Source organism: Bradyrhizobium sp. Ken01 (assembly GCF_055807355.1).
In genome coordinates, this window is record NZ_JBVVPC010000025.1 from 58,167 (window position 1) to 79,891 (window position 21,725).

Consider the following 21,725-nt stretch of genomic DNA (forward strand, 5'->3'; position numbering starts at 1 on the left):
GTCCATGCCGCAGTCGTCCAATGCGCCGCGCCGTACGCTGCTCCTGACCGGAGCGAGCCGCGGCATCGGCCATGCCACCGTGATCCGTTTCTCCTCGGCCGGCTGGCGCGTCATCACCTGCTCGCGGCATCCGTTCCCGGAGGATTGTCCTTGGGACGCGGGCCCTGAGGACCATATCCAGGTCGACCTCGCCACCCCCGCCGATACCACGCGCGCGATCTCCGACATCCGCGACCGTCTCGAAGGCGGGATGCTGCACGCGCTGGTCAACAACGCCGCAATCTCGCCGAAGGGCGCCGGCGGCTCCAGGCTCGGCTCGATCGACACCGACCTCGACACCTGGACGCACGTGTTCAACGTCAATTTCTTCGCGCCGATCATGATGGCGCGCGGGCTGATCGAGGAACTGAAGACGGCCAAGGGCTCTGTCGTGAACGTCACCTCGATCGCGGGCTCGCGCGTGCATCCCTTCGCAGGCGCGGCCTACGCCACCTCGAAGGCCGCACTCGCATCCCTGACGCGCGAGATGGCGTCCGATTTTGGCCGCGTCGGCGTGCGCGTCAACGCGATTGCGCCGGGCGAGATCGACACCTCGATCCTGTCGCCGGGCACCGAGAAGATCGTCGACCAGCAGATCCCGATGCACCGGCTCGGCACGCCCGACGAGGTCGCCAAGATCATATATGTGCTGTGCACGGACACCTCGTCTTACGTCAACGGCGCCGAGATCCACATCAACGGCGGCCAGCACGTGTAAGCTCTCGTCATCGTACAAAGACGGAGAGTCTGAGAGCCCTTCAAGCGGGGCGCTTTCGGCCACGCCGCGGCTGTAACGGTGTCCCCTGATAGAGATCAGCAACGGCGCATTGCACTCCGAATGCGGGCAGCTTCAATTCCTCGGACCCGCCGAGTGTTTGCGAGCTCCCGCCACTCGGCGTTCTCGCGTCGAGACGGACCTCCATCCGGTCCTGCTCGATGATGAGCACCGCTTCGCAGGCCGCGTGCGCGAGATAGATGGTTCGTTTGACGTCGATCCACCTTTTTTCGGTGGCGGGCACCCGCGTGTCGTCACTGGCGGAGACGATCTCTGCCAGCAGATAGGCTCGCTCGACGAACCTCTGGTCCGGCTCGTACTCCGCATCGATGACGGCAACATCCGGCTCGGGGCGGAATTCGCCCGACCCAAGTTCGATGCCGGGACGCTGCATTGCGATGCGACTCTGATCGTGACTCGCGAGCGCGTCGTTGAGCAGACGCTCAAGATTTCCCGCGATGCGGTTATGCGCAATCGTTGGCGGCGTCATCATCATCGGGACACCTCCGACAAGCTCCCAGCGCTCATGGTCCGGCCGACCTTCCTGGAACACACGGAAGCGCTCGCCGGACATGCGCCCGGCCCTGGTGGGTTCTTTGATTCCAACACCCATGGGCGTCTCCGACGTCACCGGGCGTGAGCCCAATCGGCTCCGCCGCGAACGCCAATAGAGATAAGGAGGGCTGGCAGGGGCCGCCACCTTCCCGTCAGATACTACGATCCAATGGTAGGGAAGAGCTACGGGAACGGGAGCAAGGCGATCCAGACAACGCCGCCGCAAGACCTGGATCGCCCTTGGCTTCCGTTCCTCAATCGAGTCGAATCCGACGTGACCTCTCGCGTGGCTGCGGAGCGGCCGTGCTGATTGCGGTCGAGCAATCGTCGTCGTTCTCACCGTCGAGCAGCGGAGCACCACAGTGCCGGCACATGCGTGCCGACATCGACGACGCCTTGCCGCTCGTCACGATGTGGCGATAGCTCGCCAGATCGATGACGTTGGGGGGCGTCGTTATGTGTTTTTCAACCATGGCTGTTCCTCGCGGCTTACCTGCTCCTTATCGCAGACAAGTTTCGCGCAAACGTTCAGCCCACCGCTCAAATTTTACCGGAGGAATTGGGGCGGCGAGCACACATCCCCGTGCGGCCGCAATCCCGCTCTATTCTGCGACACCAGACACCGTGTCTCTGCTTCCCGCGTAAGGTCTCGGTAGCTATTACAGCCACTTCTTCCACTTGAAGATCCAGTACGGAACGATCGCCGCGATCAGCATCAGCACCAGCGCGAACGGATAACCGTGCGCCCATTCGAGTTCCGGCATCGACTTGAAATTCATGCCGTAGATCGAGGCGATCAGCGTCGGCGGCATCAGGACAACCGCCATGACCGAAAACAGCTTGATGATGTTGTTCTGCTCGAGATTGACGACCCCGAGCATTGCGTCGAGCACGAAGGTGATCTTGCTGGAGAGGTAGGAGGCGTGATCGGTCAGCGAGACCACGTCGCGCTGCATGGTCTTGAGTTGCTCGCGCATGTCCTTCGACCATTTCACGCCCTCCACCACCGCCGAGAGGAAGGCGACGACGCGGCCGATCGAGACCAGGCTCTCGCGAACCTTGGAGGTCAGATCGCCCTTGCGGCCGATCGAGATCAGGATTTGCGAATATTGCTTGGCGTGGCCGTGGCGCTCGCTCTCCGGCTCGAAGATGTCATGCGAGACCTGGTCGATCTCGGCGCCGCAGCGCTCCAGGATGTCGGCGCAGCGGTCGATCACGGCATCGAGCAGTTCCATCAGCACCATCTCGCCGGTAATGGCCGGCGCGCAGGACCGGGCCAGCTTGGCCTCGACCAGCGCAAAGGGCTTGGGCTGGTCATAGCGCACCGTTACCAGGCGGTGGTCACCGAGAATAAAGGTCACCGCCGTGGTCCGGGGCATATCGGTATCGGAGTGGCACATCAGCGTCGCGGTCATGTAGCGCGCGCCGTTCTCCATATAGAGGCGGCTGGAGATCTCGATTTCCTGCATGTCCTCCCGGGTCGGGATTGCGATCCCCGACAGCTTCTCGACGGCTTTGTCCTCGGCCGCGGTCGGGTTGACCAGGTCGATCCAGACCGCATGCTCCGGGACTGCCGCGAGATCCTCGACGATGGCCTTCTTGAGGGATGACTCGGAGGGAACGAACACAGAAAACATGCACAACTCCAGCAGGGGCCTGCGACAGACTGACAGCCCTTAGCGCGATTCTGACAAGTTGATGATGACAAGCACATTAACGGAGCGTTTGCATTTGTGGCGACGCCGTGGCCCAACTGTGGCATGGAATCGACACATGCGCCCGTTTTGCCCCGAAACCGACTCTGGCCCGCAAAACTTGCGGCAGAAAAGCCACAGGTAAGGTCTTGCAGCGCGGGAGAAGCTTCGTAAGGCTGGAATTGTGGCAGATTTCAACGATAATAGGGCCAACGGAGTCGTGGAATTGGGCCTGCTCAAGCCCCACGAAAGCTTGTTGTTGTCGATTGGAACCAAATCATGTCGTTGCTGAAAGTTACGCTGGGTATTTTGGCCGCTGGCCTGATGCTGTCGGGCTGCATGCAGGCCACGCATTTTGAAGCGACCGACACCAAGGCCTTCAAGCCGAAGGACAAGGAACTCCTTGCCAAGGTTCGGTACGAGAACACCCCGGTCGCAGAGCCGTTCCGCCGCGCCATCGTCGAGTACCACCGCAAGGAATCGCCGGGCTCGATCGTGGTCGATTCCGACAACCATTACCTCTACTACGTCCTGGATGGCGGCAAGGCGATCCGCTACGGCATCACCGTCGGTGAAGAGGCCATGGCCTGGTCCGGCATTGCCAAGGTTGGCAGCATGACCGAATGGCCGGCCTGGCACCCGACCCCCGGCGAAATTTCGCGCCTGGGCGTGCCCACCTTCGTCGCCCCCGGTCCGGACAATCCGATGGGTTCGCGGGCGATGTATCTGTATTCGGGCGGCAAGGACACATTGTTCCGCATTCACGGCACAAATCAGCCGGAATATATCGGCGCCTCGATCTCCTCGGGCTGCATCCGCCTGACCAACGAGGATGCGATCGACCTCTATGGCCGCGTCAAGGTCGGCACCATCGTCGTGGTGCTCGAACCGAAGCACGGCGATTCGCCCTACAATTCGCGCCTCGCGCTCGGCGGCGGCGGAACTGGCCAGGCGGGCAGCTACTGATCCCGTCCTGATCTCTATGAGATTCAAAAGCGCCGGTTTTACCGGCGCTTTTTTGTTGCCGGCTTGTGCGGCCGGGTTTTGTTGCCCTCGGCCGCCGATTTGTCCGCAGGCGCGGGAGATGTCTCCGCCGCCTCGTCATCAACGCCTTGCTTCATCTCGGGCTTAGCTTCGGGTTTGGCCGCGACCTCACGTGGCGGCGCCTCCTCGGGCCGTTCGGCCGGCAGCAGCGGGGCAATTTGCGGCAGGGGATCCCAGACGTTCCACTGGCAGATCCGGTAGTCGTTGCGCCGCTGCGCGAGGTCGAGATGGATATGGTCCTCGTGGTACCAATCCGAGCCGGGACCGAGCACGGTCGAAAAGCGCGAGCAGACCGAATGCAGCACGCGCTCGCGCAACTCGCGCGACATGGTGCGATCGGTCAGGCCGATCGACTGCCCGTTAGCGAGCTTGATGGCGCGCACATCGATCGCGTTGGCCTTGCCGTGCTCGGACAGCATGGCGCCGACAACGCGGTTGCGGCCGCGGCACTCGAAGCTGTCGAAATTGTCGAGATCGCTGATGGTCGAGCCGAGGCTCGCGGCCAGCGGCACGACGTCCTTGCGCACCCAATCGGCGATCGCGGACGCCATGGTGCAGCGGAGGATCGCCGCCGGCTTGACCGCCACCTTGCGCTTGTCCGGCAGCACGATGGCTTCGAGCCGCACCAGATCCTCGCCGCCGCAAGCGCCAGGGCCGCGGATATCCGGGATCGAGGGCGCGATAGCGATCTCCTCGGTCAGCGCGAGGCGGCACGCCGAGGCCTGTTTCTCGGGCGGCGGCGCCGCCTCGGCGGGCTTGGTGGCGCCAGGTTTGTCCGCGGAAGGCCTTTCCGTGGAAGGCTTGCCGTCGGTCTCCGCAGGAGCCTCCTCCGATGCCTTGGCCGATCCCTTGGGGGCCTCCTCAGGGCGAGGCCTTGGGAGCGGGATCTTGCCGGAGATATTGGCAGAATGAACCGTCGCGCGCGGCCGTGGTGCAGCAATACCAAAGATATCCAGCGGGGACCCATATCTGCGCGCCTCTGCCCGGTCCGCGAGCCCGAGCGCGACGGTAACCATGGCCGCGCCGACGGACATATAGCCGCGACAAGACCATTTGCGGCGAAAGGCGGGCAGGCTAAAACTCATGACAATTCTTTGGCCCAACGCTGAGAGCGACAATCCGCCCAGCGGCTTCTCGGAGGAACGACGGAATGCTTGGTTTGATGCAAGACTGGCCCCTGCTCTGCCACAGGATCATCGAACACGCCGCCAAGATTCATGGCAAGCAGGAGGTCGTGACGCGCTCGGTCGAGGGACCGATCCATCGCACCACCTATGCCGATATCCACAAGCGCGCCCTCAAGGTCTCGCAGATGCTGGAGCGCGACGGCATCAAGCTCGGCGACCGTGTCGCAACGATCGCCTGGAACACCTGGCGCCATCTTGAGGTCTGGTACGGCATCATGGGGATCGGCGCCATCTGCCATACCGTCAATCCCCGCCTTTTCCCCGAGCAGATCGCCTGGATCATCAACCATGCGCAGGACCGCATCGTGATGACCGACATCACGTTCATTCCGGTCCTGGAGAAGATCGCCGACAAGCTGACAAGCGTGGAACGCTACGTCGTGCTCACCGACAAGGCGCACATGCCGCAGACGACGCTGAAGAACGTGGTCGCCTACGAGGACTGGATTGCGGAGGCCGACGGCAAGTTTAAATGGAAGGACTTTGACGAGAACACGGCGGCCGCGATGTGCTACACGTCAGGCACCACCGGCGACCCCAAAGGCGTGCTGTATTCGCATCGCTCCAACGTGCTGCACGCGCTGATGGCCAACAATGTCGACGCGCTCGGCACCAGCGCCTCCGAGACCATGCTCCCCGTTGTGCCGCTCTTCCACGCCAACAGCTGGGGCATCGCCTTCTCCGCGCCCTCGCAGGGCACCAAGCTCGTGATGCCCGGCGCCAAGCTCGACGGCGCCTCGGTCTATGAGCTGCTCTCGACCGAAAGGGTGACGCACACCGCCGGCGTGCCCACGGTGTGGCTGATGCTGCTCCAGCACATGACCGGCAACAATCTGAAGCTGCCGGATCTGAAGATGGTGATCTGCGGCGGCTCGGCGATGCCGCGCTCGATGATCAAGGCCTTCCTCGACATGGGCTCGAACGTCCGCCACGCCTGGGGCATGACCGAGATGAGCCCGATCGGCAGCGTCGCGGCGCTGAAGCCGCCGTTCCAGAATGCGACCGGCGAGGCGCGGCTAGACGTGCTCCAGATGCAGGGCTACGCGCCGTTCGCCGTCGAGATGAAGATCACCGACGATGCGGGCAAGGAACTGCCGTGGGACGGCACGACCTTCGGCCGCCTCAAGGTCGCCGGCCCGGCGGTCGCCAAGGCCTATTACCGGGTCGACACTGACATTCTCGACGAGGACGGCTTCTTCGACACCGGCGACGTCGCGACCATCGACGAAGCCGGCTACATGCGGATCACCGACCGCTCCAAGGACGTGATCAAGTCCGGGGGCGAATGGATCTCCTCGATTGACCTGGAGAACCTCGCGGTCGGCCATCCCGCCGTGGCGGAAGCCGCCGTGATCGGGGTGTTCCATCCCAAATGGGACGAGCGTCCGCTGCTGATCGTGCAGCTGAAGCAGGGCCAGCAGGCCAGCCGCGAGGACATCCTGAAGTTCATGGACGGCAAGATCGCCAAATGGTGGATGCCCGACGACGTTGCCTTCGTCGAGGGCATCCCGCATACGGCAACGGGCAAGATCCTGAAGACTGCGCTGCGCGACCAGTTCAAGGAATACCGCTTCCCGAACGCGGCGGCGTAGGCGGCCAAACCAAACACCGTCATTCCGGGCGATGCCAACGGCCTCGAACCCGGAATGACAGGCCGTAACATCCCGGGAACCCTTGAATTTGCCTCGGGGCCGTGGTCTCAACGGCCCATCGTCGTGCCTGATCGGCCGGCATCGCCCTCAAGACCCCGGCAGAGCTCACCCGATGGCCCGCAGGTTTTCCGCTCCCTATCAGTCGGAGCCCGTGTCCAGCCTCGCGAGCTGGGCGCGCAATCTGGCCGTGTTCGCTGTGGTGGCGGTGGTGGTCTCGATCATCATCGTCCGGTTCGGCTTCCTGGAGATGAAGCCGGCGCTCGCGACCTTCTTCGGCGGGCTCGGGATCGCCGCGCTCTCGATCCTGTTCGGGCTCGCCGGCTTTGCCGCGATCTGGCAGAACGGCTCGCGCGGCATGGCGCGCATCCTGCTTGCCTTCCTGATCGACGGCGCGATCCTCGCCTATCCTGCTTATCTCGGCCTGCAATACCGCAAGCTGCCGGCGATTCACGACATCACCACCGACCCGATCGACCCGCCGCGCTTCGACGCACTGGCCCGCCTGCGCACCGGCGATGGCGCCAATACCGCGGTGTATGCCGGCCTCTACTCGGCCGAGCAGCAGCGTCAATTCTATCCCGATATCGAGCCGATCGAGCTCGAGATTTCGGTCGACCGCGCCTATGCGATCGCGCTTCAGCTGGTCAACAAGCGGAAATGGCTTGTGATTGACGAGCGCGCGCCGCAGCCGCCGCGCCGCATCGGCCGCATCGAGGCGGTGGCGCGCTCGCCGATCATGGGTTTCCGCGAGGACATCGCGATCCGGGTCGTGCCCGACGGCGAGGATTCCCGCGTCGATATCCGCTCCGCCTCGCGCTATTTCGAGAGCGATCTCGGCAGCAACGCCGCGCGGGTGAAAAAATTCATCGACGATCTCAACACCGCCGCCGATGCCGACGCACTCAAGCCGGTGAAGAAGACGCCGGTGGCGCCGCCGAAGGCGCCGGCGAAGACGGTGAAGAAATAGGATTCTGTCATTCCGGGGCGCGCGAACCGGCGAGCCCGGAATCCATCGGGCCGCAGCATCCGCGGATAAATGGATTCCGGGTTCGCGCTAACGCGCGCCCCGGAATGACGAGAGACTAGCTCGCCATCCGATAGGTCCCGCCAATCACGGGATCGCCGTCCGTCGCCACTACGCCGCGGGCGACCAGGTCTTCCAGATGGGCCAGTACGGAGTAGCCCGCCGCAGTGGTGAGCCTCGGATCGATGCCGATATAGATCGCCCGGACCATGGTCGGGATGTCGGTCTCGCCCTTGGCAAGGCGGTGCAGGATGGAGGCTTCACGCGCCTTGCGGTGACGGATCAGGAAGCGCACGAAGCGCGGACCGTCCGGAATTTCGGGGCCGTGGCCGGAGAAATACACATCCTCCTCGCGCGCGGCGAGACGATCCAGCGATTCCATGTAGTCGATCATCGAGCCGTCGGGCGGCGCCACGATCGAGGTCGACCATCCCATCACGTGATCGCCGACGAAGTTGAATTTTCGCCCGGGCCAGGCAAACGCGAGGTGATTGGCGGTATGGCCGGGTGTCGCCACGGCCTCGAGCCGCCAACCGTCGCCTTCGACCACATCGCCATGGGCGATCCTGATATCGGGCGCGAAGTCGCGGTCAGCGCCGGATTCCGGGTTGTGCTTCTCGCTTTCGAAACGCGGGCGCGAGGCGCGATGCGGGCCTTCGGCGTAAACTGGCGCGCCGGTCGCCCGCTTGATCCGCGCGGTGTTCGGCGAATGGTCACGGTGGGTGTGGGTGACGAAGATATGGCTCACCGTCTCGCCGCTGACGGCATCGAGCAGCGCCGCCGCATGCGCCTCGTCGTCCGGACCGGGATCGACGATCGCGACGTTGCCTCGGCCCACGATGTAGCTCACCGTGCCGGTGAAGGTGAACGGGCTCGGATTGTTACAGAGCACCCGCCGCACGCCGGGGCGGACCTCCTCGACGATGCCGGGCTTCAGCGGAAAGTCGCGGTTGAACGGGACGTCGTCGTTGTCGGACATGGCTTGCTCATACCTTGCTGACTTCGTCATGCCCGGCCTTGTGCCGGGCATCCACGTTCTTCGCGTGGTCTAAGACGTGGATGGCCGGGACAAGCCCGGCCATGACGCAATTGGAGAGTTCAGTCGCATCCCACACTCTGGCGGTTTGCTCAGAAAAACGCCTGAATGCCCGTGATCGCGCGGCCCAGGATCAGGGCGTGGACGTCGTGGGTGCCCTCGTAGGTGTTGACGGTCTCGAGGTTATGGACGTGGCGCATCACGTGATACTCGATCGAGATGCCGTTGCCGCCGTGCATGTCGCGCGCGACGCGGGCGATGTCGAGGGCCTTGCCGCAATTGTTGCGCTTCATGATCGAGATCATCTCGGGCGCGAACTTGCCCTCATCCATCAGGCGGCCGACGCGCAGCGAGCCCTGAAGACCCAGCGCGATCTCGGTCTGCATGTCCGCGAGCTTCTTCTGCACGAGCTGGGTCGCAGCGAGCGGCTTGCCGAACTGCTTGCGGTCGAGCGTGTACTGGCGGGCCCGGTGCATGCAGTCCTCGGCGGCGCCGAGCACACCCCATGAAATGCCGTAGCGGGCGCGGTTGAGGCAGCCGAACGGACCCTTCAGGCCGGAGACGTTGGGCAGCAGCGCGTCTTCCGGAACCACGACGCCGTCCATCACGACCTCGCCGGTGATGGAGGCGCGAAGCGACAGCTTGCCGCCGATCTTCGGTGCCGACAGGCCCTTCATGCCCTTCTCCAGCACGAAGCCGCGGATCTGGTTGTCGTGCGCGGCCGACTTGGCCCAGACCACGAACACGTCGGCGATCGGCGCGTTCGATATCCACATCTTGCTGCCGGTCAGGCGATAGCCGTCCGACACCTTCTCGGCGCGGGTTTTCATGCCGGCCGGATCGGAGCCGGCGTCAGGCTCGGTCAGCCCGAAGCAGCCGACCCACTCGCCACTGGCGAGCTTCGGCAGGTACTTCTTGCGCTGGTTCTCGTCGCCATAGGCGTAGATCGGATACATCACCAGCGAGGACTGCACCGAGTTCATCGAGCGGTAGCCGGAATCGACCCGCTCGATCTCGCGCGCGACGAGACCATAGGCGACATAGCCTGCATTGGCGCAGCCATATTCCTCCGGCAACGTGATCCCGATCAGGCCGAGCTCGCCCATCTCGTTGAAGATCTCCCGATCCGTCTTCTCTTCGAGATAGGCCTTGGCGACGCGCGGCAGCAGCTTGTCCTGGGCGTAGGCGCGCGCGGTGTCGCGCACCATGCGCTCGTCTTCGGTGAGCTGCTCGTCGAGCAGGAACGGATCGTCCCACTGGAAAGAAGCCGAAGCCGGCTTGTCCTTGGCCTGAGGGCGCGCGGTCATGAAACGTCCTTTCGTCTGGTTCCGTCAAAATTTGCCCGACAACGTAAAGCGCCGCGGCAACAAGTGCAATTGCGTTGCAGATGTACGGGTCTGCGTGAATCCCGGGGACCTGCGAGGCGCGCCTCGGGATGCGCTTCGCGCACCCCGGGATGACAGCGCTAGCTTTCGAGCAGCTCGTTGGCGACGATCTCGATGCCGAAGCCGGAAAGGCCCTTGTAGTCGTGCACCGAGGAGGTGAGATGCCGGATCGAGGTGACGCCGAGATCGCGCAGGATCTGTGCACCGACGCCGACTTCACGCCACTGGCGGTTGCGGTCGGCCTCGGTCGCGCTCTCATCGGGCAGCGGCGCCACGGGGACACCGGCCGCACCGTCGCGCAGATAGACCAGAACGCCACGGCCCGATGTCTTGAAGTGCTCGAGCACCGCCGCCATGCGCTTGTGGCCGGTGAAGATGTCCTTGACGATGTTCGGCTTGTGGAAGCGTGTCAGCACGTTCTTGCCGTCGCCGACGCCGTTGTAGACAAAGGCGACGTGGGCGATGGAATCGAACGGCGAGCGGTAGGCATAGCCCTGCAGCGGCCCGATCGGGCTCTCGGTGACGAAGGTCGAGACCCGCTCGATCAGCTTCTCGCGCACCTGGCGGTAGGCGATCATGTCGGCGATGGTGACGTGCTTGAGCTTGTGCTGGGCGGCGAAGCGGGCGACCTGCTCGCCCTTCATAACGCTGCCGTCGTCATTCATCAACTCGCTGATGACGCCGACCGGTGGCAGGCCGGAGAGCTTGCACAGATCGACCGCGGCCTCGGTATGGCCGGAGCGCAGCAGCACGCCGCCGTCCTTGGCGATCAGCGGAAAGATGTGGCCGGGACGGGCGAAGTCGTTGGCGCCGGCGTTGGGATTGGACAGCGCGCGGCAGCACGAGGCGCGCTCCTCGGCCGAGATGCCGGTACCGCCGTCGGGCTTGTAGTCGATCGAGACCGTGAATGCGGTGGTGTGCGCGGAATCGTTGTGGGCCACCATCGGATCGAGCCGCAGGCGGCGCGCATCTTCGGTGGTGATCGGCGCGCAAACGATGCCGGAGGTGTGGCGGATGATGAACGCCATCTTCTCGGCGGTGCAGAACGAAGCGGCGACAATCAGATCGCCCTCGCCCTCGCGGTCATCGTCGTCGGTGACGACCACGAGCTCACCCCGGGCAAAGGCCTGCAAGACTTCCTGGACGTTATCCGGCATTTCCCAATCTCTATCGGTTACGGCCCGGAGGCTTAGCCGGACTTGGGCCGGGGCGCTAGTGTCCCCGGCGCAACCGCATATGCCGGACCGCAGCCCTGCCCGATGGGCGGCTTGCACCAGGCAGATCAGGGATATGGGCACGGAAAAGGCCGGTGAGAAGCCGGCCGGGCACGGTCAGGGCAGCACCTCGCGCCGCTCGCCGAGCCGCTGATCGAGCTCGGCACGCTTGTCGGCCAACAGGCCGGCTTGGGCGGCCTCGATCACCGTGAACAGCTCATGGGCGTCGCTGAGCCTGGTCACGGTGACATAGCTGGCGCCAGCCGCGTAGAGTTCGTCCACATCCGACAACAGATCGGCCGTGGCAACGATCATGGCGGTCGGGTTGAGGGTGCGGACGTGGCGGACCAGCTTCTCGTTGCTGGCCCCCTTCAGAAGCGCATCCGGTACGCTGAGGATGATCATCTCGGACTTGCCGACGCCGGCATGGAGCAGCGTGTCGGCGCTGCTGATATCGCCATAGATCACGTGCAGGCCGCGCGAAAGCAGCGTCTGGTACACATTCGGATTGAAGTCGACCACGGTGATCTGCTCGAGCAGCACCGGTGCCTGCCGTTCAATCTCAGCCAGCAGCGCGCTCGCCGCACGGAAAAAGCCGAGGATGACGATGCGGCGCGCCTCGCCGTGGCCCTCCTGCCCTTCCTCGCCCTGGCCATTGCCGTGGTCGAGATCGCGCAAGGCGATCCGCTTGAGGGGGCCGATCGCCCAGCGGGTGATCTCGTCGCTGCGGGTCATCACGAAAGTCGAGAGCACCGCCAGCACCACGAAAGCGAACGAGGCCGCATTCGCCGTCTCGGCTGCGATGTGGTGGTCGGCGACGCCGGTCTGGATCACCACCAGCGAGAACTCGGAGATCTGCGCGAGATTCAGGGCCGGCAACAGGCTGGCGCGCAGCCCCTGCTTCATCAGATAGAGCGGGGCGAAGGTGGTGACGAGGCGGCTCACCACCGTGAACGCCGCGATCATCAGGGCAAGCCCGATCACGGAGAGGCCAGGCACGGGAATGGTCATGCCAAGCGCGACGAAGAACAGCGTGATGAAGAAATCGCGAAGCGTGGTGACCTTGGCCGTGACGTCGAGCGCGTAGGGAAAGGTCGAGAGCGAGACGCCCGCGATCAGGGCGCCCATCTCGCGCGACAGCGACAGCCGCTCGGCGGTCTCGGCGACCAGGAAGCACCAGGCAAGCGCGCCGAGCAGGATCAGCTCGGGGCGGCGGGCGATCTGGTGAAAGAGGCGCGGTAGCACGTAGCGGCTCACCAGCAGGGCGGCGGCGACCAGCACCGCGACGCGCCCGATCGAGAGCAGGATGACGCTGATTTCCAGATTGGCAAGGCTCGGCTGCACCGCCAGAAACAGGATGGCGAAGATGTCCTGCAGCACCAGCACGCCGAGGGTGATGCGGCCCGGCAGCGTGTCGAGCTCGCGCTTCTCGTAGAGCACCTTGACGATGATGACGGTGCTCGACAGCGCGCAAGCGACGCAGAGATAAACCGCGTCGAACTGCCCGCCCCCGAGCGACAGGCCGATGCCGGCGAAGAACAGCACCCCGAGCAGGCAGCCGCCGAGGAGCTGGCCGCCTGCCGCGAACAGGATGACCTTTCCCGCCCGCACGATCTTCTTCAGGTCGATCTCCAGGCCGATCATGAACAGCATGAAGATCAGGCCGAGCTCGGAGATGACGCTGATCGATTCCTGCGACTTGACCCAGCCGGCGCCAAATGGACCAATGCAGAAGCCGGCGATAAGATAGGCCAGGATCAGCGGCTGCCTGGAGAAGTGGGCAAGCAGGCCCAGCATCCAGGCAAACAGGATACAGAGAGTGATGTCGCGAATGAGCTCGTGCATGCCAGATTGGTCCGTTTTGCCGCACCCTAGTGATCGAGTGCGGCGCGGCAAGCGAGCAATTCGTCACATGCGGATGGGGCTCGCCATTGCAATGCTGCTATGCCCCCTCGCCTCCTCCGTACCGGCAGCCGCTCAATCCAAGGTCAATATCGAACAAAGCTTTGCTGATTCCCTCACCGCACTGCCAAAAGAAGAACTCGCCGTTTCCGGCGGATTCTACGTGCCCGCCTATTCCAGCGTCGCGATGAGCCAGGGCAAGCTGCGCGTCGACTTCTCGGTGACCCTGAGCGTGCACAACGCCTCCGAGACGCAAGCACTGGTGGTCAAACGCATCGCCTATTTCGACACCGCGGGCAAGCAGGTCGAGAGCTATCTGAAGGCGCCCGTCGCGTTGAAGCCCCTCGCCACCGTCTCGATCTTCATTCCGACCGACGACGTACGCGGCGGAACGGGAGCCAATTTCCTCGTCGATTGGGCCGCAACAAGCGAGATCGCCGAGCCTGCTGTCGAGGCCTTGATGGTTGGCGGCGTCGCCAACGCGCATTACGCTTTCATCAGCCAGGGCCGTCCGACCCGGACGGTCGGCAGGAAATAAGCAAGAAGCACGACTGACCGGCGCAAAGCCGGCAGCCTGACAAGAATAGAACGAGGAACGCTCCCATGACGTCCAGCTTCGATTTTGCGCCCCTGTTTCCCGCAGGGCTGCCGGCCCCCTCTGCGCGCTGGACGGGCCTCGCCAAATACAGTTTTGTCGGCGGCAACAACGACTCCGAGCAGCTGCCGCTCGATCATCTGATCGAGGCGGCCAATTTGGCTCTGCAACGCGAAGGCCGCTCGCTCGCCACTTACGGGCTGGCACATGGTCCCCAGGGCTATCTGCCCTTGCGCGAATTCCTGGTGACGAAGCTCAAGCGCGATGCCGGCATCAACTGCACGGTCGACGATCTCCTGATCGTCTCCGGCTCGCTGCAGGCACTCGACCTCGTCAACGCCACGCTGCTGACGCGCGGCGATACCGTGATCTTCGAGCAGGATAGCTATCAGGGCTCGCTGACACGTTTGGCCCGGCTCGGGGTCAACGTGGTTGGCATTCCCCTCGACAAGGACGGCATGCGCATGGACGTGCTGGCCACGACGCTGGCCGACCTCAAGGGCCGCGGCATCCGGCCGAAATACATCTACACTATTCCGACGGTGCAGAACCCGACCGGCAGCATCATGCCGGAGAGCCGCCGCACGGAGCTGGTGCGGCTGTCGGCACAATACGGCGTGCCGATCTTCGAGGACGATTGCTATGCCGATCTGGTCTGGTCAGGACAGCGGCCGCCGGCGATCCATGCGATGAGCCCGAACGGCGGCGTGATCCATATCGGCTCATTCTCGAAGTCGATCGCGCCCGCGCTGCGCGTCGGCTTCATCGTTGCGCCCTGGGATGTGATGTCGCGGATGCTGGCACTGAAGACGGACGCGGGCTCCGGCGCGCTGGAGCAGATGGTGCTCGCCGCCTATTGCAAGCCGCATTTCTCGACCCACGTGCCGGCGCTGACGAAGGCGCTGCGCACCAAGCTCGACACCCTGATGGAGGCCGTCAACGAGCAGTTCGGGACGGCCGCCGAGTTCGAGGAGCCCAAGGGCGGCATCTTCCTGTGGGTGAAGCTGCCCGATCAGGTGGATACGCTGAAGCTGTATCAGGCCGCGCTTGCCGCCGGCGTATCGATCAATCCGGGGCCGGAATGGTCGACTGACAAGAACCATTCCAGATCGCGGCTGCGGCTGTGCTTTGCGAGCCCCTCCCATCAGCAGATCCGCGAGGGCGTCGCCGTACTGGCCGAGATCTGCCGCAAGGAGTTCGGCGTGCCGGCCCGCAGCGCCAATGTGGAGAAGGGGCGGGTGTGAGGGCGACGCCTTACGTGGGGACGTGAAACTCCACGTTGACCTGGCCGCTGCCGGATGACGGAAAGTATTCGCAGAGCTGCTCGGCCCTGCCATCGTACTCGTACCAGCCAAGGGCGGCGAACAGCATGATGGTGTCGGCCATACCGCCCTCGCCGTTGCACTTGGTCGCGTAATCCGGAAGCATGTCCAGGAATTCGCGGTAGCGACGGCTCTGCCAGAGTTCGAGCACGCGCAGGTCGACCTGGCGGTTGAACTCGCTGGCAACGCTCGTCCACGCCTCCGGCCCTAACTTCTTGTTGGGCCAGAGCCGATGTGAGAGCGAGCCGCTGGCCAGGATCGCAACCCGTTCGCCGGAGTTTTCGATGGCACGGCGCGTCGCCTCGCCGAGGGTCCGGCTTTCCTCGAACGACGTGAACAGCGGCGAGGCGATCGAAACCACCCTCGCGAAGCCGTCCGAATTCATGTAGTGCATCGGCACGATCGTGCCATATTCAAGCCCGAGGCTCGGCACCTGATGCGCGTTGACATCGAGCCCTGCAACGCCGGCTTCGGCGGCGATTGCTTCGGCGAGTCTCGTGTCGCCCGGCAGATCATAGCTCAGATCCTGAATCATGTGCGGCGCCTCGTGACTGGTGAACGAGGCGCAATGCCGCGCGTTGGCGTTGATGTGGTAGCCGAAATTGGAGAGCCAGTGGGTGTCGAACACCACGAAAGTGGTGACGCCGCGTGCTTTCGCCCGCCGACCGAGCTCGCGCAACGAGTCCACGGCCGCCTCGCGCGCCGAGCGCAAGTGACTGCCGGGCCTTTCCGAGAGTATCAGCGATGGGACATGCGTGACCTTGGCTGCCAGTACGAGTTGCCCCATCGCGCTCACCTCAAGCGTCAGGCCACTTGCGGCTGGCTGCCGTGGATCGCGGAGGCCAGCCGCAGCAGCAGCACGATCGAGACGTTGCCCTTGCCGGCCTCGATCTGGGCGATGTAGCGCTCGGAAATCCCGGAGCGGCGGGCCAGCTCCCGCCGCGACAGGACGCAGCGCATGCGTGAGGACTTCAAGCGGTCGCCCAGCTCGGCCAGAAACGCGCTCTCGGAATAAGGCGGCACGGCACAGCTCCCCGGCAGCACCTCGCCTGCGAAATCCCTGACTTGATTCAGCATCGGTCTATCCAATTTCGCCTTCGGGAACGTCACCTTACCGGGGAAACGGGCTACCTCATTGACGCGGATCAAATTCGCGCGCGAATGGCGGTCAGCGTGGACGATCGCGCGCGGGATGCTACACTTCGGAATTATTCGGAGGTGGGGCTTTTCAGGACATGAGGCGTTGTTTGAGCCGCTGGATTGCGGCAGCAGTGCTGTGGGTTGCGTTCGCGCCTGCGGCCGGTGCCGAGTCGCTTGCGGCGACCGTCGAGCAATGGGGCCTGCTCGGCTCATGGGCGGTCGACTGCGCGGCAAGGCCCGACCGCAACAAGGGCGCGCTCTTGACTTACGAGATCCGGAAGGACGGAAGGGTGATGTACCGGCGCAATTTCGGCGAGGCCAAGGACGAGAACGAAGTCGTATCGGCGATGGTCAACGCCGACGGCCTGCTCAACGTGATGGTGTACTTCCCCGTGCTGCAGCAGACGCGCGAGTTCGGCCTGCTCCTCTCAAAGCAAGGCGGCTTGCGCGCTATCTACAATCGCAGCGAGCGCGGCGAGTACACGATCAGGGACGGCAAATACGTCGCCACCGGCGCGCCAACACCTGCACAACAGCGCTGCGATTAACCCACCTGAACAGGCGTTCAGAATTCTCCTGCGATTCCTCCGGAACGTTCCCGCGAATGCGCCGTTTAGATTTGCATTCCATTGGAGGAGGACATCATGAAGAAGCTTGGTTATGTGCTTGCCGCTGTCGGCGCTCTCGCTGTTGCATTGCCGACGCTCGCCAGCGCGGAGACGGTGGTGATCAAGCGTGGAGGTCATCATCACGGCATGTATGGCGCCCGCGCCGAATACGGCATGCATCGCGATCACGGCTGGCATCGCGGCTGGCACCATCGCGACCGCGTCGTCGTGATCAAGCGTGGTCACCGCCATCATTGGGACTAATGCGCAACGCAATATGGAAATGGCCCCTCACGGGGCCATTTCTTTGCGTGTACGAAACGTGGGGCGGGGTCAGTCCCATGCCGGCGCGAAGCCTGGATTGACGCAGCGCCTGTCCTTCGGCAGCGCGGCGATCTTGTTGCGGTCGGCATCGTCGAGCGTGATCTTCAGGGCGTCGAGATTGGCCTGCTGGCTCTCTCGGCGCGAGGCCTTCGGGATCGCGGCGACACCGTTTTGGTCGAGCAGCCATTTCAGCGCGACCTGCGCGGCGGTTGCATTGTGCCTGGCGCCGATCTCGGCCAGCACCGGATCGGAGGCGACGCGCCCCTGTGCCAACGGGCAATAGGCGACCAGCGGGATCGATTTGGCGTTGAGATAGGCCAGCACCTTCGATTGATCGAGCATGGCGTGGTATTCGATCTGATTGCAGGCGATCGGCGCCTTGATGTCCTCGACTGCGATCTTGAGCAGCGTCGTGGTGAAGTTGGCGACGCCGATCGCCCGCGTGCGCCGCTCCTCCTTCAGCTTCATCAGGGTCTCGAACACCGCGCCCCAGTTCGCAGTCTTGGACGGCCAGTGCACGAGATAGAGATCGACATGATCCAGCCCGAGCTTCTTGAGGCTGGCGTCGAAAGCGCGGCGGATGGCGTCGGGGCTGAGGTTCTCGTGCCAGACTTTCGTCGTGACGTGCAGCTCGCCCCGCGGCAGCCGGGCCGCGGCAAGCGCCGCGCCGATCGCTTCTTCGTTGCCGTACATCTCGGCGGTATCGATATGGCGATAGCCGATCGACAGGGCGCTCTCGACCGCCGCGCGGCAGGCATCGCCCTGCATGCGGAAGGTCCCGAGGCCGAGCTTGGGCATGCTGATGCCCTGTGTCTTGAGATGATCCATGAAAAGGCTCCTGACATCGTTCAGCCCGCCGGAGGCCAGCAGCGATGCTGCGTGAGCAGACTCTTCGGGGATGGAAAAGAGGTGGCGGGAACAGACATCATAGCGCGGCAGGCGCAAGGCGGCCAATCAAGATCGGGTTAGCGTCCCTCAGGAATGCTGCGCCACCACGGCTGGACGCGCCTGCGGCTGCGGCTCGATATCGACCGACCAGAGGTCCCGGTTGTCGACGTCCTTCAGCGTTACGGTCATCAGGCCGGTCCGCCCGTCGATGTCGACCTTGCCGAAGAACTGCAATCCGAAACAGGGGGCTAAATTCTCGCCCTGCGCTTCGCTGCACCCGTTCTGGTACATCGCGACCGGACCAAAGGTGTTGTCGAGCTCGCCCGGGCCCCAGGTGCCGGCATGCAAGGGCCCCGAGACGAACTCCCAGAAAGGTTCGAACTCCTGGAATTGCGCCCTGTTCGGATCGTAATAATGCGCGGCGGTGTAGTGCATGTCGGCGGTGAGCCAGACGATGTTGCGAATTCCGGCGCGCTTGATGGACTCGAGAAGATCGGCGATCTCGTGCTCACGCCGGTCGGGCGGCCCATTCCCCAGTGCGACCGCATCGAGACTGACCAGCCCGATCGGCAGGTCGGCCGCGATCACCTTCCACGTCGCGCGCGAGGCCGCGAGCTCACGCTTCAGCCAGGCGAGCTGTTCGGCGCCCAGGATCCAACCGCGGTGATCGCCGCCCTTGTTCCAGCTATCGTCGCGATAGCTGCGCATGTCGATCATGAACACGTCGAGCAAAGGACCATAGGCGATCTTGCGATAGACCCGCCCCTTACGCGCTCCGATGTCGCGGATCGGCATGAAGTCGAAGAAGGCGCGGCGGGCGCGCGCGACCAGGCGCGGGGTGCCGTCATCCTCATGGCCGGCGGCGTCATAGCTGCCGGTCGGCGACCAGTCGTTGGTGACCTCGTGGTCGTCCCATTGCGCGAACATCGGCACCTCGGCGTGGAAGGCGCGGAAGTGCTCGTCGAGATGGTTGTATTTGTAATTGCCGCGGAACTGCGCCAGCGTGTGCGCGACCTCGGATTTCTCCTCGGTCACGATGTTGCGCCAGATCTCGCCGTTCGGCAGCTTCTGTTCGGAGGGGATCGTGCAGTCGGCGTAGATGTGATCGCCGGAGTGGATGAAGAAGTCCGGGCGATTGTCGAGCATGGTGCGATAGCTGCGGTAGCCGCCGCGGGATGTGTCGATGCCCCAGCCCTGCCCCGCGGTATCGCCGGACCACAGAAACGAGAGCGACCGGCCGGCAGCCGGCGCAGTGCGGAAGCGGCCGATGCGGCTCTCGCCGGCGATGCCGGTCGCGATGTCGTCGAAGCGCACACGATAGAAGATGTCCTGCCCGGGCGGCAGATCGTCCAGCAGCCGTTTCGAGGTGAAGTCGGCATCGGGCGACGCATCGCGCGAAGCCGACGCGATGACGGTCTTGAAGCTTTCCACGGTCGAATAGTCCACCTGCATCCGCGCCGGCCGGTCGGCGCGCGCCCAGATCACGGCGGAGCCATCCGAGACGTCGCCGGACTGGATGCCGCCTGCGATCTGCGGACGATCCGCGGCGCGGCTGAGATGTGGCGTTGCGAGCGCAGCAACGGCGAGGCTGGAGGTGGAACGGGCCAGGAATTGCCGCCGGGTCCAGGCGCGCGAGGCGCGGAGCGCTACCATTCAGGAAACCTTCGTCGACTAGCGACGGAAGGTGCCTGCGTCGTTTGACCCCCGGCTTACGGTTTTTTGACCGCGGGCCTACGGTTTTACGACGTGCGGATGACGGCTCGGAGCTGAACCTAATGCTTCCAGTTGCAGATGCCGCCGCTGCGGCACGGCCAGGTCTGGATGCGGGTGTCCATCGCCTGCGCGTCGAGCGGATTGCCGCGGCGATGCGCGAGCTTGGTGCGCGCCGCGCCGCGCGGCTGCGCGGGCTTCGCGCGCGCGACCTTCGGCTCCGACACGCGCACGCGTTCGGCGGCGACCTTCTTCGGCACATCGACCGGCTCGGCGCGCGCCTGCGCCTCGTTGCCGCCGCGCGCCTCCAGCGCGACCGGCGCGAATTGGGTTTCGGGCCCGAGCCGCTTCGGCGACAACACCGCCTTCGAAAGATCGAGGCCGAAATATTCGTCGGGCTTGTAGTCGTCAGCGCGCGCGACGCCGCCCCATGCGAGCACGAGGGCAACGGCAATTGCAAAAGGAGCGCTCTTCAGAAACACGGACGCCTCCTGAAATTGATTGTTAAGAGGTAATTTACCTCTATTTAGGAGGCGTCGCGCGCAATTCCAGCGGCCAACTGGCGCCGTGGATAAGAAGTTTGGCGGTGTCAGGCGACCTTTCGCGGTGCACCCGTCCCTTCAAGAAACCCCATCAGACGGTTGCGAATGATGGTTTCCGCCTCCGCCATGATGCGATCGACGAGTTCCTTGCAGCTGGGGATGTCGTGGATGAGGCCTGCGACCATGCCGCAGCTCCACGCGCCCGCATCCATCTGCCCGTCCAGCATGATCCTGGGATAGACGCCCGCGACCTGGTCGTGGATATCGTCGATCTTCAGCCTGTCGCCCTTCTCGCGTTCGATCTCGAGCAGGCGGTCGACATTGGCGTTCTTCAGCACGCGCTCGGTGTTGCGCAGGCTCCGCATGATGAGGCGGGTGTCGAGCTCGGTCGCGGCGACCAGCGCGTTCTTGACGTTCTGATGCACCGGGGCCTCCTTGGTCGCGATGAAGCGCGTGCCCATGTTCATGCCGGCCGCCCCCAGCGACAGCGCAGCGACGAGGCTGCGGCCATCGGCCATGCCGCCGGACGCGACGAACGGAATCTTCAATTCCTCCGCCGCGCGCGGCAGCAGGATCATGTTCGGAATGTCGTCCTCGCCGGGATGGCCGCCGCATTCGAAACCGTCGACGCTGACGGCGTCGCATCCGATGCGCTCGGCCTTCAGCGAGTGGCGCACCGAAGTGCATTTGTGGATGACCTTGATCCCGGCAGCCTTCAGCGCGGGCATGTAGGCTTCCGGGCTGCGGCCCGCGGTCTCCACGGACTTGACGCCGCCTTCGACGATGGCCGCGATGTATTCCGGATAAGGCGGCGCGGCGAAGGTCGGCAGGAAGGTGAGGTTCACGCCGAACGGCTTGTCGGTCATATCGCGGCAGCGCGCAATCTCTTTTGCCAGCAGCTCCGGCGTCTTCTGCGTGAGACCGGTGATGATGCCGAGCCCGCCGGCATTGGAGACGGCAGCCGCCAACTCGGCAAAGCCGACGAAATGCATGCCGCCCTGAATGATGGGGTGCTCGATGCCGAACAGTTCGGTGATCGCGGTCTTCACTTAAATTGCCTCCCGGGCTTTTGCTTGACGTTCGGACCAG

Annotated in this window: 22 protein-coding genes; 8 read left to right on the forward strand and 14 right to left on the reverse strand. The window is 64.2% G+C overall.

Annotated elements, in window-relative coordinates:
* Positions 1 to 4: 4 nt before the first annotated feature.
* Positions 5 to 757: an SDR family NAD(P)-dependent oxidoreductase gene (locus AC0L3S_RS22920; RefSeq protein WP_473265173.1), complete on the forward strand. Its 753-nt coding sequence runs from the start codon at positions 5 to 7 to the stop codon at positions 755 to 757.
* 40 nt (positions 758 to 797) lie between these two features.
* Here the strand turns inward: AC0L3S_RS22920 and AC0L3S_RS22925 are convergent, their stop codons facing one another.
* From AC0L3S_RS22925 to AC0L3S_RS22935, 3 genes are all read right to left on the reverse strand, one after another.
* The gene (locus tag AC0L3S_RS22925; protein ID WP_473281439.1) at positions 798 to 1,427 is read right to left on the reverse strand and encodes a Uma2 family endonuclease; all 630 of its coding nucleotides are present in this window, start codon (positions 1,425 to 1,427) and stop codon (positions 798 to 800) included.
* A 196-nt stretch (positions 1,428 to 1,623) separates the two neighbouring features.
* Positions 1,624 to 1,842: a hypothetical protein gene (locus AC0L3S_RS22930; RefSeq protein ID WP_473265171.1), complete on the reverse strand. Its 219-nt coding sequence runs from the start codon at positions 1,840 to 1,842 to the stop codon at positions 1,624 to 1,626.
* A 186-nt stretch (positions 1,843 to 2,028) separates the two neighbouring features.
* Positions 2,029 to 3,006 (reverse strand): magnesium transporter CorA family protein, encoded by a 978-nt coding sequence (locus AC0L3S_RS22935; protein ID WP_473265170.1) that lies wholly within the window; start codon positions 3,004 to 3,006, stop codon positions 2,029 to 2,031.
* Positions 3,007 to 3,342: 336 nt separating this feature from the next.
* Here AC0L3S_RS22935 and AC0L3S_RS22940 point away from each other — a divergent pair, with 336 nt between their 5' ends.
* Positions 3,343 to 4,029, forward strand: a complete 687-nt coding sequence (locus AC0L3S_RS22940; RefSeq protein WP_007594711.1) for a L,D-transpeptidase — start codon at positions 3,343 to 3,345, stop codon at positions 4,027 to 4,029.
* A 38-nt stretch (positions 4,030 to 4,067) separates the two neighbouring features.
* Here AC0L3S_RS22940 and AC0L3S_RS22945 read toward each other — a convergent pair whose 3' ends face one another.
* The gene (locus AC0L3S_RS22945; protein WP_473281442.1) at positions 4,068 to 5,192 is read right to left on the reverse strand and encodes an extensin family protein; all 1,125 of its coding nucleotides are present in this window, start codon (positions 5,190 to 5,192) and stop codon (positions 4,068 to 4,070) included.
* Between the two features lie 65 nt (positions 5,193 to 5,257).
* Here AC0L3S_RS22945 and AC0L3S_RS22950 point away from each other — a divergent pair, with 65 nt between their 5' ends.
* Both AC0L3S_RS22950 and AC0L3S_RS22955 read left to right on the forward strand, forming a co-directional pair.
* The gene (locus tag AC0L3S_RS22950) at positions 5,258 to 6,886 is read left to right on the forward strand and encodes a fatty-acid--CoA ligase (RefSeq protein WP_473281445.1); all 1,629 of its coding nucleotides are present in this window, start codon (positions 5,258 to 5,260) and stop codon (positions 6,884 to 6,886) included.
* A 172-nt stretch (positions 6,887 to 7,058) separates the two neighbouring features.
* Positions 7,059 to 7,913, forward strand: a complete 855-nt coding sequence (locus AC0L3S_RS22955; protein ID WP_007594716.1) for a DUF1499 domain-containing protein — start codon at positions 7,059 to 7,061, stop codon at positions 7,911 to 7,913.
* Positions 7,914 to 8,028: 115 nt separating this feature from the next.
* Here AC0L3S_RS22955 and AC0L3S_RS22960 read toward each other — a convergent pair whose 3' ends face one another.
* From AC0L3S_RS22960 to AC0L3S_RS22975, 4 genes are all read right to left on the reverse strand, one after another.
* Positions 8,029 to 8,949 (reverse strand): MBL fold metallo-hydrolase, encoded by a 921-nt coding sequence (locus AC0L3S_RS22960; protein WP_473281447.1) that lies wholly within the window; start codon positions 8,947 to 8,949, stop codon positions 8,029 to 8,031.
* 149 nt (positions 8,950 to 9,098) lie between these two features.
* Positions 9,099 to 10,313, reverse strand: coding sequence for an acyl-CoA dehydrogenase (locus tag AC0L3S_RS22965; protein ID WP_007594720.1), 1,215 nt, complete (start codon positions 10,311 to 10,313; stop codon positions 9,099 to 9,101).
* A 158-nt stretch (positions 10,314 to 10,471) separates the two neighbouring features.
* On the reverse strand, positions 10,472 to 11,548 hold the full coding sequence (gene ribB, locus AC0L3S_RS22970; RefSeq protein ID WP_027568700.1) for a 3,4-dihydroxy-2-butanone-4-phosphate synthase: 1,077 nt from the start codon (positions 11,546 to 11,548) through the stop codon (positions 10,472 to 10,474).
* Between the two features lie 174 nt (positions 11,549 to 11,722).
* Entirely contained in the window at positions 11,723 to 13,450 is a 1,728-nt protein-coding gene (locus AC0L3S_RS22975) for a cation:proton antiporter domain-containing protein (protein ID WP_473281450.1), read from the reverse strand.
* Between the two features lie 67 nt (positions 13,451 to 13,517).
* Here AC0L3S_RS22975 and AC0L3S_RS22980 point away from each other — a divergent pair, with 67 nt between their 5' ends.
* Together AC0L3S_RS22980 and AC0L3S_RS22985 are read left to right on the forward strand one after the other, a co-directional pair.
* A complete protein-coding gene (locus AC0L3S_RS22980; RefSeq protein WP_473265166.1) occupies positions 13,518 to 14,045 on the forward strand; it encodes a DUF3124 domain-containing protein in 528 nt (175 codons plus the stop codon).
* Between the two features lie 65 nt (positions 14,046 to 14,110).
* A complete protein-coding gene (locus tag AC0L3S_RS22985; RefSeq protein ID WP_473281453.1) occupies positions 14,111 to 15,346 on the forward strand; it encodes an aminotransferase-like domain-containing protein in 1,236 nt (411 codons plus the stop codon).
* Positions 15,347 to 15,356: 10 nt separating this feature from the next.
* Here AC0L3S_RS22985 and hpaD read toward each other — a convergent pair whose 3' ends face one another.
* On the reverse strand, positions 15,357 to 16,211 hold the full coding sequence (gene hpaD, locus AC0L3S_RS22990; protein WP_473281456.1) for a 3,4-dihydroxyphenylacetate 2,3-dioxygenase: 855 nt from the start codon (positions 16,209 to 16,211) through the stop codon (positions 15,357 to 15,359).
* Between the two features lie 17 nt (positions 16,212 to 16,228).
* Entirely contained in the window at positions 16,229 to 16,501 is a 273-nt protein-coding gene (locus AC0L3S_RS22995) for a helix-turn-helix domain-containing protein (protein ID WP_473281459.1), read from the reverse strand.
* Between the two features lie 158 nt (positions 16,502 to 16,659).
* Here AC0L3S_RS22995 and AC0L3S_RS23000 point away from each other — a divergent pair, with 158 nt between their 5' ends.
* Both AC0L3S_RS23000 and AC0L3S_RS23005 read left to right on the forward strand, forming a co-directional pair.
* Positions 16,660 to 17,112, forward strand: coding sequence for a hypothetical protein (locus AC0L3S_RS23000; RefSeq protein ID WP_473281461.1), 453 nt, complete (start codon positions 16,660 to 16,662; stop codon positions 17,110 to 17,112).
* 96 nt (positions 17,113 to 17,208) lie between these two features.
* Positions 17,209 to 17,436: a hypothetical protein gene (locus AC0L3S_RS23005; RefSeq protein ID WP_473281464.1), complete on the forward strand. Its 228-nt coding sequence runs from the start codon at positions 17,209 to 17,211 to the stop codon at positions 17,434 to 17,436.
* Between the two features lie 69 nt (positions 17,437 to 17,505).
* Here AC0L3S_RS23005 and AC0L3S_RS23010 read toward each other — a convergent pair whose 3' ends face one another.
* From AC0L3S_RS23010 to AC0L3S_RS23025, 4 genes are all read right to left on the reverse strand, one after another.
* A complete protein-coding gene (locus AC0L3S_RS23010) occupies positions 17,506 to 18,324 on the reverse strand; it encodes an aldo/keto reductase (RefSeq protein ID WP_473281467.1) in 819 nt (272 codons plus the stop codon).
* A gap of 147 nt (positions 18,325 to 18,471) precedes the next feature.
* On the reverse strand, positions 18,472 to 20,037 hold the full coding sequence (locus tag AC0L3S_RS23015; protein WP_473281468.1) for an alkaline phosphatase D family protein: 1,566 nt from the start codon (positions 20,035 to 20,037) through the stop codon (positions 18,472 to 18,474).
* Positions 20,038 to 20,156: 119 nt separating this feature from the next.
* Complete coding sequence (locus AC0L3S_RS23020; RefSeq protein ID WP_473265159.1) at positions 20,157 to 20,576, reverse strand: hypothetical protein; 420 nt, start codon at positions 20,574 to 20,576, stop codon at positions 20,157 to 20,159.
* A gap of 107 nt (positions 20,577 to 20,683) precedes the next feature.
* The gene (locus AC0L3S_RS23025) at positions 20,684 to 21,685 is read right to left on the reverse strand and encodes an NAD(P)H-dependent flavin oxidoreductase (RefSeq protein ID WP_473265158.1); all 1,002 of its coding nucleotides are present in this window, start codon (positions 21,683 to 21,685) and stop codon (positions 20,684 to 20,686) included.
* Between the last annotated feature and the right edge of the window lie 40 nt (positions 21,686 to 21,725).